The 15209-nt window shown below is 65.7% G+C and carries 12 protein-coding genes and 1 pseudogene; 8 read left to right on the top strand and 5 right to left on the bottom strand.

The features are described from left to right. Positions 1-9: 9 nt before the first annotated feature. Genes ASE39_RS15775 through ASE39_RS15760 form a run of 4 tightly spaced genes read right to left on the bottom strand, consistent with a single transcriptional unit; the run spans position 10 to position 4620 of the window. The gene (locus tag ASE39_RS15775) at positions 10-1014 is read right to left on the bottom strand and encodes an aldo/keto reductase (RefSeq protein WP_057271760.1); all 1005 of its coding nucleotides are present in this window, start codon (positions 1012-1014) and stop codon (positions 10-12) included. Then, positions 1011-2045 (bottom strand): ABC transporter permease, encoded by a 1035-nt coding sequence (locus ASE39_RS15770; protein WP_057224111.1) that lies wholly within the window; start codon positions 2043-2045, stop codon positions 1011-1013. The genes ASE39_RS15775 and ASE39_RS15770 overlap by 4 nt, the downstream gene beginning before the upstream one ends. After that, positions 2042-3559: a sugar ABC transporter ATP-binding protein gene (locus ASE39_RS15765; RefSeq protein ID WP_057271858.1), complete on the bottom strand. Its 1518-nt coding sequence runs from the start codon at positions 3557-3559 to the stop codon at positions 2042-2044. The genes ASE39_RS15770 and ASE39_RS15765 overlap by 4 nt, the downstream gene beginning before the upstream one ends. An 11-nt stretch (positions 3560-3570) precedes the next feature. After that, a complete protein-coding gene (locus tag ASE39_RS15760; RefSeq protein WP_057271759.1) occupies positions 3571-4620 on the bottom strand; it encodes a substrate-binding domain-containing protein in 1050 nt (349 codons plus the stop codon). A gap of 180 nt (positions 4621-4800) precedes the next feature. Between ASE39_RS15760 and ASE39_RS15755 the strand changes: the two genes are divergently transcribed. The 8 genes from ASE39_RS15755 (at position 4801) to ASE39_RS15725 (ending at position 14849) form a co-directional block, all read left to right on the top strand. Next, the gene (locus ASE39_RS15755; protein ID WP_057271758.1) at positions 4801-6354 is read left to right on the top strand and encodes an FGGY family carbohydrate kinase; all 1554 of its coding nucleotides are present in this window, start codon (positions 4801-4803) and stop codon (positions 6352-6354) included. After that, positions 6351-8132 (top strand): glycerol-3-phosphate dehydrogenase/oxidase, encoded by a 1782-nt coding sequence (locus ASE39_RS15750; RefSeq protein ID WP_057271757.1) that lies wholly within the window; start codon positions 6351-6353, stop codon positions 8130-8132. The genes ASE39_RS15755 and ASE39_RS15750 overlap by 4 nt, the downstream gene beginning before the upstream one ends. A 1-nt stretch (position 8133) precedes the next feature. Then, positions 8134-8889 carry a GntR family transcriptional regulator gene (locus ASE39_RS15745; RefSeq protein ID WP_057224118.1) on the top strand — a complete coding sequence of 252 codons (756 nt, stop codon included), beginning with the start codon at positions 8134-8136 and terminating at the stop codon, positions 8887-8889. 197 nt (positions 8890-9086) lie between these two features. Beyond that, a complete protein-coding gene (locus ASE39_RS26530) occupies positions 9087-9335 on the top strand; it encodes a hypothetical protein (RefSeq protein WP_140426802.1) in 249 nt (82 codons plus the stop codon). A gap of 111 nt (positions 9336-9446) precedes the next feature. Beyond that, positions 9447-10046: a sigma-70 family RNA polymerase sigma factor gene (locus ASE39_RS15740; RefSeq protein WP_035198430.1), complete on the top strand. Its 600-nt coding sequence runs from the start codon at positions 9447-9449 to the stop codon at positions 10044-10046. Positions 10047-10096: 50 nt separating this feature from the next. Beyond that, on the top strand, positions 10097-12619 hold the full coding sequence (locus ASE39_RS15735; protein WP_057271756.1) for a serine/threonine-protein kinase: 2523 nt from the start codon (positions 10097-10099) through the stop codon (positions 12617-12619). Further along, a complete protein-coding gene (locus tag ASE39_RS15730; protein ID WP_158004258.1) occupies positions 12616-13773 on the top strand; it encodes a cellulase family glycosylhydrolase in 1158 nt (385 codons plus the stop codon). Before ASE39_RS15735 ends, ASE39_RS15730 begins: the two co-directional genes overlap by 4 nt. Before the next feature lie 2 nt (positions 13774-13775). After that, on the top strand, positions 13776-14849 hold the full coding sequence (locus ASE39_RS15725) for a cellulase family glycosylhydrolase (RefSeq protein WP_057271754.1): 1074 nt from the start codon (positions 13776-13778) through the stop codon (positions 14847-14849). A gap of 201 nt (positions 14850-15050) precedes the next feature. Here ASE39_RS15725 and ASE39_RS27160 read toward each other — a convergent pair. After that, positions 15051-15209: pseudogene (locus ASE39_RS27160) on the bottom strand (DUF4148 domain-containing protein); the annotation flags it as partial.

Here is a 15209-nt window from a genome sequence, read left to right as displayed (position 1 = left end):
CGGGCGATGTCAGCCCAGCGCACGCAGGTGGCGGGCTGCGGCATCGTCGATGCGCTGCACGGCCTCGCGCGGGATGTCGATGGCGCCGGCCGCGGCGTTCTCCACGGCCTGCTGGCGCACGCGGGCACCACACAACGCCACCGACACGTTGCCGCTGGCCACGGTCCAGGCAATCATCAGCTGCCCGAACGAGCAGCCGATCTGGTTGCGCACGGGTTCAAGCTCCTCAAAGAATGCCTTGAGCTTGGCGCGGTTGGCCGTGCTGAAACGCGGGTTGGTGGCGCGCTGGTCGTCGCCGGTGAACTCGCGCGCCGGGTCGATGGGGCCGGCCAGCAGGCCCAGCGCCAAGGAGGAATAACCCAGCATCGCCACGTTGTGTTGGCTGCACAGGGGCGTTAGCGTGTGCTCGATCTCGCGGTCGATCAGGCTGTAGCGCTCCTGCGCCGCATCCACCGGGCCGTAGCGCAGGTATTCCGACAGCGTCTCGGCGCTCACGTTGCTCACGCCGATGGCGCGGATCTTTCCCTGCCTCTTGAGGGTGAGCAGCGCGTCCATGGTCTCCCCGACCGGGGTGGTCGCATCCTGCCAGTGCGTGATGTACAGGTCGATGTAGTCGGTCTGCAGGCGCTTCAGGCTCTCCTCGGCCTCATGAAAAATCGACTCCCGGCCCAGGTAGCGGTACACCGGGTGGCCGTCTTCATCAAAGAAGTGCGTGCCCTTTTGGGTATGCCACACCAGGCCACACTTGGTTGCGATCACGGCTTCATGGCGGCGGCCCTTGAGTGCGGCACCGACGATGTTCTCGGAAGCGCCCAGGCCATAGGCGGGCGCGGTGTCGATCAGCGTCACCCCGGCGTCGAGCGAAGCGGCAATGGCCTCGGTGGCAGCAGCGCTGTCCTGCCCGCCCCACATCCATCCGCCCATGGCCCAGGTTCCGAGGCCAATGGCCGAGCATTCAATGCCCGAGGGCCCGAGGGTGGTGGTCTTCATCTCTGCGTTCAGCACGGCATTCATCGCTTGGTCTTTCGGGTGTTCATGAGGTGGTCAATGGTCACGGCGGTCAGCAGGATCAAACCCTTGATCACGTCTTGCCAATAAGGCGATACGTCGAGCAGGATCAGCGAACTGGTCACCACCGAGAGCAGCGCCAGGCCCAGCACGGCGCCCAGCACCGTGCCCGAGCCGCCCTTGAGGCTGGCGCCGCCGATCACGGCTGCCGCAATCACGTTGAGTTCCATGCCTACGCCAAAGGTGGGCGTGGCTGCGCCGAAGCGCGCGGTGTAGATCACGCCGGCGAGGCCGGCCGAGGCTGCGCACAGCACCGTGACCCAGAACTTCACATGGCCTACGCGGATGCCGGAGTACAGCGCCGCCTTCTCGTTGCTGCCGGTGTAGAACACGCGGCGCAGCAGGCTCGCGCGGCGCAGCACGAAGTCGCTGACCACCACGATGGTGAGGAAGATCAGGATCACCGCCGGAATGCCAAACAAAGTGCCCTGGCCGATGAACTTGAACTCGGCGGGCAGCGAGAACAGCGATTGGGGCGTGCCCTGCGTGAGCGCAAGGCACAGGCCGCGCACGATGACCATGAAGGCCAGCGAGGCGATGAAGTGGTTGAGCCCGATGCGCACTACGCAGCCGCCAATCATGGCGCCGATGAGCGCGCTGGCGGCAATCGCGATGAGCCCGGCTGTCCACGGGTCGAACCCCATCAGGAAAAGCTTGCCCGTGACCACCATCGCAAAACACACCACGGAGCCCACCGACAGGTCGATGCCGCCAACGATCAGCAAGATGGTCATGCCCACCACCACGATGCCCTCGATGGAGAACGACAGCAGCATGGCGCGGATGTTGTCCCACGTGAGGAAATACGGTGACGCGAAGCTCATGCCCACGCACAGCGCGACGATGATGACCAGAAGGCCCATCTCGCGCATGCTGGTGAGCTTGGTGCCGCCGGGTTTCCCGGGCCCTCCCGGGGCCTCGCGCGGAGGCTGCAGGCCGGCCACGATGCCGGCGTCAAGTTGTGCGGGGTGATTCATGCCATCTCCTCTTGTCGTTCCAGTCCAGAGGCCAGCCGCAGCAGGGCCTCTTCGGTCATGTCTTTGCCTTGCACCTCGCCCGCGATGCGGCCGTCACGGATCACCAGGGCCCGGTCGCACAGTCCGATGATCTCGGGCAGCTCCGAGGAGATCACCACCACGCCCACGCCCTGGCAGGCCAGGTCTCTGAGGATGTGGTGGATCTCTGACTTGGCGCCCACGTCCACGCCGCGCGTGGGTTCGTCCATCAGCAGCACCGCCGGGTTGGTGGCCAGCAGCTTGGCAATGGCCACCTTCTGCTGGTTGCCGCCCGACAGGCTGGCCACCTCGATCTGCACGCCGTCGGACTTGAGCTTGAGGCGCGCGCCCAGCTCCTGCGCCAGCCGGTGCTCAGCCGCGCGCTGCAGCAGGCCGAATCGCGAGCTCACGCGCTGGAGCGCCATCGCCGCGATGTTCTGGGCGATAGGAAGGTCCAGGTACACGCCTGCGGCCTTGCGGTCCTCGCTGAGGTAGGCGATGCCGGCGCGCAGCGCGTCGCTGTATTTGCGGACGGTGAGTGGCTTGCCGCGCAGCCGCACGCTGCCGCCCGTGGCAGGGCGCAGGCCACACAGGGTCTGCGCCAGTTCGCTGCGCCCGGCGCCCATGAGCCCGGCGATGCCCAGAATCTCCCCGCGCTGCAGGGTGAAGGACACGCCATGCACCCGCTCGCCGTCACCCAGGTCGGCCACTTCGAGCACATGCTCTCCGCGGTCGGCATCCTGCTGCTTGGGTGGGTAATAGCTGCCCAGGTCGCGGCCGACCATGCGGCGCACCAGGTCGTCAGCGTTCAGCTCGGCCAGCGGGCCCGAGTGCACGTTGCGTCCGTCGCGCAGCACCGTCACCCGCGCGCAGTGCGCAAAGATCTCGGCCATGCGGTGGCTGATGTAGATGATGCCGATGCCCTGGTCCTTGAGGTCGTGCAGCACGCGGAACAGTGCGGCCGACTCGTTGTCGGTGAGTGCGGCTGTCGGCTCGTCGAGGATCAGCACCTTGCAGTCGAGCGTGAGCGCCTTGGCGATCTCGATCAGCTGCTGGCTCGATATGGAGAGGTCGCTCACCCGGGCCGCGGGGTCGATGTCCTGGCCCAGCCGCGCCAGCACCTTTGCGGCCCGTGCATTGAGGCTGCCGTAGTCCATCCACGCCTGCTTGCCAGCGTTGATCTCCGGCATGAAGATGTTTTCGGCCACGGTGGCGTCGCCGCACAGGGCGATCTCCTGGTGCACCAGGCCGATACCCAGGCGCATGGCCTGGGCCGGACCATCGATGGCCACCACCTGGCCGTCGAGCACGATCTCGCCCGCGTCCGGGTGGTGGATGCCATCGATGATGTTCATCAGCGTGGACTTGCCCGCGCCGTTCTCGCCGCACAGGGCGTGGATCTCGCCCCTGTGCAGCGAAAAATCCACGCCCGAGAGCGCATGCGCAGCGCCGAAGCGTTTGCTGATGCCGCGCAACTCGAGCAATGAAGAGCCCATGGCGTTGCTGCTCACTCGTTGATGCCCTTGGTACCGCGGCGGGTGAGGTACTTGTCCCAGTAGAAGTCGTCGGCGTTGGCCTTGCTGACCACCGCCAGGCCGTTGTCCAGGAAAGGCACGGCCATGGGGTTGGCGCCGTTGCGCTTGGCGTCGTTCATCGGGTCGATGAGGCCGGGGTTCTTGGCCAGGAACAACATCATCATTCCCATATAGCCCTGCATGCCCTGGTTGGGGTTGATGGCGCCGAACACGTCGCCGGACTTGATCATGTCCAGGATCTTGGCGTTCACGTCGCAGCACATCACCTTGATGTTTTTCTTGGACTCCACCTTGGCCTGCGCCGCACCCAGTGCCGAATTGGCCTCGGGCATGAACAAGGCCCCCAGGTTGGGGTTGGCTTGCACCAAGCTCTGCACAGCCTGGTAGGCCTTGTTGGGGTCCTGATTGCTGGCGGCGCGGCCCACCAGCTTCATGCCGGGGTGCTTGGTCTTCATGCGGTTGACAAACGCGGCGATGCGGCGGTCGTGGTTGTCCTGGCCGGGGTTCTCCAGCACGGCGAATTCGCCCTTGCCACCCATCGATGCCGCAATGGCGTCGGCGGCCTGTGCACCCTCGCGGTCGTTGTCCGATGCGATGAACGACGTGCGCTTGGAGTTGGGCGAATCGGCCGCGAATGTGACCACCGGGATGCCCATCGCAGCGGCGCGGTTGATGGGCTCGATGAACGGGTCGGGGTTCATGGGGTGCAGCAGGATGCCGGCGGGCTTGCGGGCCAGTTCTTGCTCAAACGACGCCAGCTGCTTGTTCACGTCGTACTCGGGCGTGCCGGTGTAGCGGGTCTTCACGCCCAGCGTGCGACCGAGCTGCTTCATCATTTCGTAGACCGGAAACCAGTACTCCACACCCGAGACCATCACGTTCATCACGTAGACGTCGCTCGCGTTGCCGCGCAGGCCAGCACCCGCAGCGGGTGCGGCGGCTGCCGGTTGCTGCGCGAAAGCGGTGGTACCGGCCAGACCGATACCGGCAGCGGCCGCGGACTTCAAGAAATTACGCCTCATGTTTTGTCTCCTCTTTGTTGAGTGGCACAGCTTGCGATGCTGCTCATTGACAGCAGCTTCGGGTTCTTGGTGTCACGACAGTTGTTATGACAGGTAGAATGTAATCATGGATCGATTCACCAGCTAGTTAGGGGAAACACTACTGGAACTACCGCCTGATCCGGCAGAAGCTGTTATGACATGAAGACCAACATACTCATCGGCATCGACCTGGGGTCGAGCAGCCTCAAAGCCCTGGCCCTGGAGGCCGCCACCGGCCGCACCGTGGCCCTGTCCCGCATGCCCCTGCTGCACAACCGCCTGCCTGGCGGTGGGTGCGAGGTGCCCGCCTCCGTGATCCGCTCGGCCCTGGCCACCGTGCTGCGCGACGTGTCGCACCAGCTGGGCAACCGCGTGGGCGATGTCCGCGCCATCGGCTGCACCGGGCACGGCGCGGGGCTGTACGCGCTGGGCACTGACCAGGAACTGGTGGGTGGCCGGGCCGTGGCCTCGACCGACCAGCGGGCCGACGCGCGGGCGCAGTCGCTGGCGCGCAGCCATGGCGGGCGGCTGCTGGCCGATGTGGGCTGCCAGCCCTGGCCGGGCCAGCCCACCGTGATTGCGGCCGAGCTGCTGGGCAGCGATGCCGTGCGCAGCGGCGCCGTGCAGCGCCTGATGTTTGCCAAGGACTACGTGGGCTTTCTGCTCACGGGCGAGATCGCCACCGATGCCAGCGATGCGAGCACGGCAGGGCTGCTTTCGCTGGCCACGGGTACCTGGTCATCGACGGCGTTTTCCGCCTCGGGTATTGCAGGCTTGTCCTCGCAGGCTTTTGGGCCGCTGGTGCCCAGCGGCAAGCCCATCGGTACGGTACAACCCCTCGCGGCCGCGGCGCACGGCCTGCCCGCGGGCATCCCCGCAGCCATGGGCGCGATCGACCTGCTGGCCTCGATGACCGCCATCTGCGCCGAAGAACGCGGCCGCGCCGTATCGGTGCTGGGCACCTGGTGCGTCAACGCCGTCATCGGCCCGGTGATGGAGCCACAGCCCTGCGTGGCAGCCACCGTCACCTTCGGCCCCACCAACCGGCGCCTGTACATGGAGAACAGCCCCTCGTCGATGGCCAACATCGCCTGGCTGGCCGGTGTGCTGGGGCTGCCGGATGCGCGGGCGGTGGTCGACCTGGCGATGTCCGTGCCGCTGGGCGCGGGCGGACTGCGCTTTTTGCCTTTCGTGAACGGCGGTGGCGGTGTCACCGCAGGTTTTGTCGGCCTCAAGAGCCACCACACGCGCGGCGACATGGCCCGCGCGGTGGTCGATGCCACGGCGGCGCTGCATGTGCGCCACACGGCGCGCCTGACGGCGGCGGGCCTTGCGGTGTCGGAGTCCACCATCTTGGGCGGCGGCGCGAGCGACACGCGCCTGGTGCGCCTGCTGGCCGGCCTGCTCGGGCGGCCGGTGGAGCGTTGCGCCGACGACGAGACCGGCGCGCGCGGCGCGGCGATCTACGCAGCGATGTCGCGCGGTATGGATACGGAGCCTTTGCGCGCGCCCTGCGACACGGTCGAACCCGATGCCCGCCAGGCGCGGGCCCATGCGGACTACAACGCTGCCTTCAACGAATTGATCGACACCATGGCGCCTGTGTTTGGCCATCTGGCGGGCAGCGCAGCCCCGCCGCCGTTGCCGCAGCCACAGCAAGCGCCACCGCAGCGCGCGGCGGCGCCCTCGCCCAGCGTGGAGGTGTTGCCATGAACAGCGCCAGCAGCTTCTCCCCATCGCCCTTCGTGCGCCCGGCCGCCGTGGCGGGCCGGCATTTTTCGACCGTGATCGTCGGCGCCGGCATCAACGGCGTGGGCGTGTTCCGAGATCTTTCTTTGCAGGGCGTGGACTGCCTCATCGTGGACAAAGGGGACTTCAGCGCGGGCGCCAGCAGCGCGCCCTCGCGCATGATCCACGGCGGCCTGCGCTATCTGGAGAGCGGCAGCTTCTCGCTGGTGGCCGAGGCCACGCGCGAGCGCAACCTGCTGCTGCGCAACGCGCCGCATCTGGTGCAGCCTTTGAAGACCGTGGTGCCGCTGTCGAGCTTTTTTGGCGGGTTGATGAGCAGCGCACTCAAGTTTTTGGGCCGCACACCGCCCCAGCGCACGCGCGGCCTGCTGGCGGTGGCCACGGGGCTGCGCCTGTACGACCTGCTGGGCCGGCGCCAGCGTGTGATGCCCAACCACCGCATCGGCCGCGTGCAGCCTGCGGACCGCCTGCTGTTCCGCACGGCGGTGCGCTGGACGGCCACCTTCTTTGACGCCTGGATCAGCCACCCCGAATGGTTGGTGCTGGAGCTGATGCGCGACGCCTGCCGCGACGAGCCGCGTTCGGCCGCCACCAACCACTGCCGCGTGACGGGCTGTGCGGGCAAAACCATCACGCTGCGCGACGAGATCACGGGCGAGGTCGTGCAGGTCACCGCCGATAGCGTGGTCAACGCCAGCGGTGCGTGGCTGGACCGCAGCACGGCGCTGCTCGGTGGCGCCGTGCCGCGCGTGATGGGCACCAAGGGCTCGCACCTGGTGCTCGACCACCCGGCGCTGCGCGACGCGCTTTGTGGGCGCATGGCGTACTTCGAAGCGCTCGACGGGCGCGTGTGCATCGTCTACCCGTTCCTCGGCCGCGTGCTGGTCGGTTCCACCGACATCCCCGTGGACGACCCGGACCAGATCACCACCGAACCGGCCGAGGTGGACTACCTGCTCGAGGTGCTGGGCGAGGTGTTTCCCAACCTGGCCTTCGGCCGCCGCGACGTGGTCTACACCTATGTGGGCGTGCGGCCGCTGGCGCGGTCGGACGCCGACAAGCCGGGCCAGATCTCCCGCGACCATTCGGTGGTGATCGACCCTCCCTCGCCATTGCGCGATATCCCGGTCGTGGGTCTGGTGGGGGGCAAGTGGACCACCTTTCGCGCGCTGGCCGAGGAGGCAACCGACGAGGTGCTGCGCCTGCTGGGGCGCGGGCGCACGGCCTCGACCCGGCAGCTGCCCATTGGTGGCGGCGCCGACATGCCGCAGGGTGGGCAGGCGACCGAGCGCTTCATCGACCGCATTGCCCAGGATTCCGGCCTGGGCCGTGTCCGCGCCCAGGCACTGCTGCGCCGCTACGGCACCCAGGCCTTGCGCATGGCCCAGCATTTCAAGGTGGCCGGCGACGTGCCGCTGCAGCATGCACCCGACTACTCGGCGGCGGAGGTGGCCTGGCTGTGCACCGAAACCGGCGTAATCCACCTCGACGACCTGGTGATCCGGCGCACGCTGCAGGCCATTCGCGGCCTCGTCACGGACGCGGCACTGGCCGAAATGGCGGGCATCGCCGCACAGGCGCTGGGTTGGGATGCGGAGCGCGAACAGCAGGAACTGCACAATTGCACCACCGCACTGCGCGAGCGCCATGGCGTGCGCCTGGCCCCCGCAGTCCCCGATTCCGATGCAGCGCTGGCTTTCCATGCATCATTGACCAAGCACCCGGCCCTGAGCCCGACCTGACGTGAATTCACCGACCGAACTCCAGCCCCTGCTCGACCGCAACTCCGAATCGCCCCTGTGGGCGCAGTTCCGCGATGCCCTGCGCCTGCAGATACTGCAGGGCGAACTGGCCATTGGGGCCAAGCTGCCCTCCGAAGCGGAGCTGGGCGAGCAGTTCGGCATCTCGCGCATCGTGGTACGCGAGGCGCTGGCCGACCTGGTGCGCAACAACCTGATCTACAAGATCAAGGGCCGCGGCGCGTTTGTTGCGGCGCGCGAGCGCGACGAGGATTTCGTCTCCACCGTGCTCGGCTTCTCCGACGAAATGGAGCGCAAGGGCCGCTCTGTGCGCACCCAGGTCCTCGTGCAACAGCTGCGTGACCCCACACCACAGGAGATCAGCGCGCTGGGGCTCACGGACGACACCCAGGTGGTCGCGCTCAAGCGGCTGCGCAGCGTCGACGGTGAACTGCGCCTGCTGGTGGAAACCGTGGTGCCCGCGGACCTTGCGCCCGGCCTGCACCGCATGCGCTTGGACGACCGCTCACTGTACGACGTGCTGCGCCGCCAGTACGGCGTGCGCCTGGTGCGCGCCGAGCGCTGGATCGACGCCGTGCTGCCCGACGCCGAGACTTGCGGGCTGCTGCAGCTCGAGGACCCCGAACCGCTGCTGCGCATAGAGTCCATCGCCTATGGCGCCAACGGCCGGCGCCTGGAGTATTACAACGCCTTGCACCGCTGCAAGTCGAGCCGCCTGCATGTGCAGACAACAACATAGGAGACTGTGCGGAGTTCATTTTTTAGCATCCCATGGCTGTGGCCGAAATTCCATGATCCGAAAATTTCAGTGCTCTATCGCGCTGTGTATCACCCGCAGCCCATGAAACCGGCGCGGCTGCTATCGGAGGCTGCGGTGCAAAGACGGCCGTGTCGCTCTGGCGGCGTCTCCCTTCCTGCTGCGAGAGAAGTCATCCCATGCGAATGATGGCCTTGGTTATCGGTGCAATAGCTCTGGCATGTCTTGGCGCTGCCCTTTGGCTGCTCGCCGCAGCCGCTGGGCTCTACTGGGGGCCTGAGTACGCTCCTGGTTCCGCTGGCATGCCTGGCTACAAGGCTGCAGGTGTGGAGGCCGATGGAGGTGGAATCTTCTTTCCAGGCTTTCTTGTCCTTGCAGTCGGTGTTTTTCTGGGCAAGTTCGCGCTCAATCTGTGGCGCAAGCCCTAGGCTTGTTGAGGGCCGCCCCGGCAGGCTGCGGCTTTGAAGGCCTCAAATCGTGCTCGAGAAAAGAGGGCTGAAAACACCCCTATGATCGCGCCGAACAAATCCGGGTTCGCCATGCCAACGATTGCCTTGTCCCATCCTCCTATTACGCAGCTACTGAATGCCTGGTCCGAAGGGAAGGACCAGGCGCTGGAGAAGCTGGTCCCGCTGGTCTACGCAGACCTGAAACGCATCGCCCAGTTTCACATGCGGGGAGAACGCGACGACCATGTGCTGCAGAGGACCGCACTGGTGCACGAGGCCTTCATGCGACTGGGCGAGCAACGCGGCAATGCGTGGTCCTCGCGCAGCCAATTTTTTGGCTGGATGTCCACGTTGATGCGGCGCATTCTTGTGGACCATGCCCGGAGCCGCGATGCGATGAAGCGTGGCTTTGGCGCCACGGACAAGAGCCTGGATTCCATGCAAGAGGAATCGCCCGACGAAATGCTGACTTGCCCCTCAAGCGACCAGTGGCAAAGCCTGCTGCACCTCGATCAGGCGCTGGTGCGCCTGGAGCAACTGGATGCACGGCAGGGCAGGGTGGTGGAATTGCGTTTTTTTGGTGGCTTGTCGGTGGAGCAGACCGCCGAGGCGCTGAAAGTGTCCGAGGCCACGGTCAAGCGGGAGTGGTCCACAGCGCGCGCCTGGCTGCTGCGTGAACTGAACCCGTGACTGGTGTGGTGGAGCGGGGCACTGCAGCGCAAGCATTGCGCTGGCAGCGCATGAAGGTCATCCTGGCCGACGCGCTGGAGCTGCCTGCCGAGCAACAGCAGGCGTTTTTGCAGCGGCAAGCAGGGGATGCCGAAGAACTTCTGGAGCTGCAGGCCCTGAGTGCCGCAGGCCATGCGGAGAGCCGACTTCTCGATGCCGGCTCCGGCGTGTTCCTGGCGGAGGCAGTGGCTTCCCGGTTCGGGGCCGGTTGGTTGGGGCGCGAGGTAGGCCGGTACCGTCTCGTCGAACTGATTGCCCGCGGAGGGATGGGGCAGGTGTATCGCGCAGAACAGCTGGACGGCTCCCCAGGCCCGGATGTTGCCGTCAAGCTGATGCGCGACGGCCTGGTGGATGGGGCCTTGGCATCGCGCTTTCTGGCAGAGCGCCAGATACTGGCCAGACTCGAACACCCCCATCTGGCACGACTGCTGGACGGTGGTGTTGCCGACGGTGTGCCGTACCTGGTGATGGAACTGGTTCGGGGGGTGCCGATTGACGTCTATTGCAGGCATCACGAATTGACGCTGGTCCAGAGAATCGAACTGTTCAGGACCCTGTGCCATGCCGTGCACTATGCGCATGGACAGGGTGTCGTCCATCGGGATTTGAAACCGGACAACGTACTGGTCACCGATCAAGGGGACGTCAAGCTGGTCGATTTCGGTATCGCCAAAAACCTGGGCGATCCACTTGTGGCAGGCACGGCCACCACGGTACGGGTCATGACCCTGGCATGTGCCAGCCCTGAGCAGGTGCGGGGCCAGAAAATCACGCCCGCCAGCGATGTGTATTCGCTCGGTGTACTCCTGTACCAGCTGCTGACGGGGCGGACTCCTTATCGGCTGGATGACTGCGCCGACGATCTGGAGGTGCGCAAGGCGATCTGTGAGACCCCACCCCTTCGTCCCAGCCTGGCCACCGCCGGTGCCGTTCGCCGAGCGCTCAAAGGGAGTCTGGATGTGGTGGTAATGAAGGCGCTGAGCAAAGAACCTGCGCAACGCCATGCGAGCGCGCAAGCGCTCTCCGAGGATTTGCGTCGCTATATGGAAAGCCTGCTGGCGGGGACACAGCGACAGAGGCTTGGGCGTACGGCCAGCTTTGCCCATCGCAACCCCCGGGTGTGGACAGGGGCATGGGTGGCAGCCGTTCTGATGGGACTTGGGGGGCTGTGGTGGGGTTGGCATGCCTGGTCTGAGGCAACCCGCAAGGCAAGCGTGGAGATGCAGTTGCTCACCAGTGCCCGCAACGGGCTTGAAGCGGTACTGGTGCGGATGGAGGCAGAGCAAGAGCCATTGGGCTCTGCCCAAGGGCAGCAGGCGCTGGTCCGGATGGCCCTGGACCAAGTGAGTGGGCTGGCAGCGAAGGCCACTGGTGCCGACGCTGCATTGCATGCCGAGTTGGGGCGTTCCCATCTGCGCATTGCGCGGGTGCAGGGCGGACCACAGGGTGTGCATCTGGATGACCGTGCCGGTGCGATGCGAAACTATGGTGCAGCGGTTGCGGCGGTGGATCGGGCCGTGCACCTGGGTTTGACTGGGAAAGCGCTGCGCCAGGCGCGCCATTCCAGAGCCGCAGCCCGCGGCGCATGGGCGCGCCTGTTGGCACAGGAGGGCCGGCCACAGGAAGCACGGGTGCTGGCTGGCCAGGCCTTGGTCGAGGCGCGGGAGGTCAGCCAGGAAGATCCCAGCTCCTGGGAGGGGCGCTGGTTATTGGCCAGCACGCAGTTGGATATGGCCCACACCCTCAGCCTGAAAGAAGAGGGGCCAGCGATAGAGGATTCCCTTCAATCTTCTCAGGACCTGCTGGAGTTGATGCATGAGGAGCGTCCTTCAGATGGGATGGTGGCCCAGGCGCTGGCGGACAACCACGTGCGGCGTGGCCAGCGTTTCTTGCACGCCGATCTGCCAGCCGTACGCAGTGTGGAGCAGGCGGCAAGTGCTTTCGAAAAAGGACGTGGGCTGCTGGAAATACTCCTGCAGGCACAACCGCGCAGTGTTCACCTGCAGCTGGACCTGGCGCTGGTACATCGCCACCTGGGCGAAGCACTGTGGCGGGCCGGGAGGAGTGCTGATGCCTTGGTAAGCGGCCAGCGTGCACAGGACTTACTGCACACCCTGTGGAAAGGTGCTCCAGACCAACGCCTGTTGCAGTTGCATTGGGCAGAGGCCTCCCAGTCGCTTGGAGAACTCCTGTTGGCCGTTGGGTCGGCCGACCGGGCTGTGCAGGCCTTGGCCCCGGCGGTCTTGGCCCTGGACGCTCTGGAGCCGGGCCTTTCCGGTGATCGCAGGGGGCAGCTTCGGCATGCTTCCGCCCGTTATGCCTTGGGCAAGGCGCTGATGGAGCGGACCCCAGCGTCCGCCAATGCGCTTGCCGACCCCATCCCACCCGATTGGTCGCTGGCATGCAATCATTTTCGGCGGAGCCTTGAGCGGCTCCAACCCATGCAGCCACGCTGGTCGGGGGACCCACTGCTGCCTGATGCCACACGTGTCCTTGAGATGCAACAAGTGCTTCACACATGCCCGAGCGCGTGAAACCTGTGCGTATGCTGGACAAGCCGCACTCCGTACTGCGGGGGGCTTTCCAGGCGCTGCTGTGCTCCATGCTGCTCTTGTGCGCGACGGCGTCACTGGCAAGTGCTCAGGCGGATCGTGCGTCCATTGGATCAGCCCCTGTCTTCCCGCCGCTGGGGGTGGAGCGCGGGGCGTCCCGCAAGGCCTGGGCCGCTGCGGCGGCATTGTCACGCGGTGTCAACCTGGCTGTCTATGCGGCCCCGCGCGAGGGCGACTGGGGACTGCGCATGGACGAGCAGTGGATCGAGACGCTCGCCAAAGCCGGCTTTCGCAGCGTGCGCCTCTCAGTGCGCTGGAGCAACCATGCTTCTGCAGGGCCGCAAGCTGTTCTCGACGAGGCGTTTGCCCGGCGCATTGACCGTGTGGTGGAAGCCTTGCTGGCCAACGATTTGCGGGTCGTGATGAACATGAGCTTCTACAGCCAGCTCAACGGCTGGGCCTTGCACGAAGGGGAAACCCCTGTGGCTGCGGCCGTTGTCCGCACCCGCTTCGTCAATATCTGGAGGCAGCTGGCACAGCGCCATGCCCATCGCTCCGACCGCCTGCTGTTCGAGTTGTACAACGCACCGCAGGGAAATGCGCAGGAGTGGAACCGCCTGGCTGCAGTGACCGTGGCCGTGATCCGGCAAAGCAATCCCAGCCGGATCATTGTCATCGCACCCATGCGTAACGATGCTGCGAATCTGCCGTACCTGTCATTGCCCCGTGATGCCCACCTGATGGTCACGATCCACAACCGCGAACCGCAGACGTTCACAAGCCAGGGCTCTCCCTGGTTTGCAGGTTCCGAGGAATGGCTGGGAACCCCGTGCTGCAACGAGCGGCAGCGCCTGGAGCTGGCGCGCAACCTGGATCGCGCCAAAGCATGGTCCGACGTGCACCGCTATCCCGTCTGGCTTGGGTCTTTCGGTGCGGCCAGTACGGCGCCCATGGACTCGCGGGCCCGCTATCTTCGCCAGATGCGCGACGCGGCGGAAGCCCGTGGCATGTCCTGGTCGCATGCAGATTTTGCAGCCAACTTCAATGTGCAGGATCCACCCCTGGACTCGGGTATCTACGACGTGGTGAAGCGCCAATGGCATCGCTCCCTGCTGGATGCGCTGCTGGGGCCTTGAACATGGTCCTGATTCCTTCTTCCTGGGCACGCTGGGGTTTTTTGCTGGCGATGCTTTGGTGTGGGGTCGGGCACGCACAAGCACCACTGCCTTCCGGCTCGCCGCCGTATCCGCTGGGGACGCAGTCGGGTGCTTCGCGGCAGGCATGGGTGGCAGCCGCCGCCTTGTCGCGGGGAATCAGGATCGACGCCGCGCTGGAAACCTCCACCTCGCTTTCGGAGAGCAGTTCCACTGCCGAGACGATTGCCAGGGCCGGGTTCCGGACGGTGCGGTTGACGGTGCCGCAGTCCTCGCTGCATGCAGCCTGGATGGTGGAGCCAGGCCAGGAATCGCGTCTCGCCTTGCTGGACGAAACCATCGAAGCGCTGCTCGCACGGGGGCTGCACGTGGTGCTCGGCGTGCGGGATGGTGGCACGGAGCACGCAGGCAGCCCGCAGATGCGGGAAGAGAGCTTTCCAGCCGCGCAGGCCAGGCATCGCCAGTCCGTGCTGATCTGGCAGCACCTGGCCCGGCGCTATGCCAGCCGTCCCCAGCGATTGTTGTTTGAAGTCTCCTTCGCGCAGGGCGCTGCCAGCACGCTGAAAAACAGGCAAGCAACGTCACTCTTGAAAGCCATTCGCAAGAGCAATCCAACGCGGGTCCTGGTGCTGGGCTGGGCCGATGCCATTGGCCTGCCCCAGTTGGAGCTACCGGGCGACAGGCACCTCATTGTGGGCATCACCCATGTCGAGCCGTTTCGTTTCACCCGCCAAGGGGTTTCTGGTATCTCCGGGGCTGAGCAGTGGCGTGGAACGACCTGCTGCAGCGCCCAGGAATTGCAGTTGATGGCTTTGCCACTGGATATTGCAAAAAACTGGTCACTGGAAAACAGGTACCCCGTATGGGTGCGGGATTTTGTGTCCTACCAGGACATCCCCGTCGAACTTCGTGCTCGCCACGCCCGCCTGGTGCGCCAGGCCGCCGAGGAGCGCGGGTTTTCCTGGGTGTATGGAGATTTTTCTGCTGGTTTCGGTATCTACGAAACGGCTTCCCATGTGTGGAAAATGCCGCTGCTTCAGGCGCTGCTAGGGCCATAGGGCTTGGAGGTGTGCACCAACAGGTGTTCTTCTATTTTGGGACGACAGCCAGCGGCGCGCGCCCAAAAAAACAGGCTCCCACATGGGAGCCCGGTTTCATCCATGCAATCGTCGTTGCACGTCGTGTGTGGGGAAACACTTCCACATGGTGGCGACATTCACGACTGTGAAATGCCACCACCACGGGAAGGCCCGCATTCTTTACATGGCGCTGAATTCGCCCGAAGGGATCTGGCCCGTGCGCAGGGCTTCAGCAGCCTGAGCACGCACAGCAGCGCGGTCAGCGGTGGACTTGTAGGTCACCACACGCGAACCAGCAGGCTCAATGGAGCGGGTCTGTGCCACGGTAGCGGCTTCAGC

It is taken from the genome of Acidovorax sp. Root267 (assembly GCF_001429215.1).
Taxonomy (GTDB): domain Bacteria; phylum Pseudomonadota; class Gammaproteobacteria; order Burkholderiales; family Burkholderiaceae_C; genus Acidovorax; species Acidovorax radicis.
Note: the sequence above shows the minus strand (reverse complement) of the source record. Positions and strands in the feature narration are given on the sequence as shown.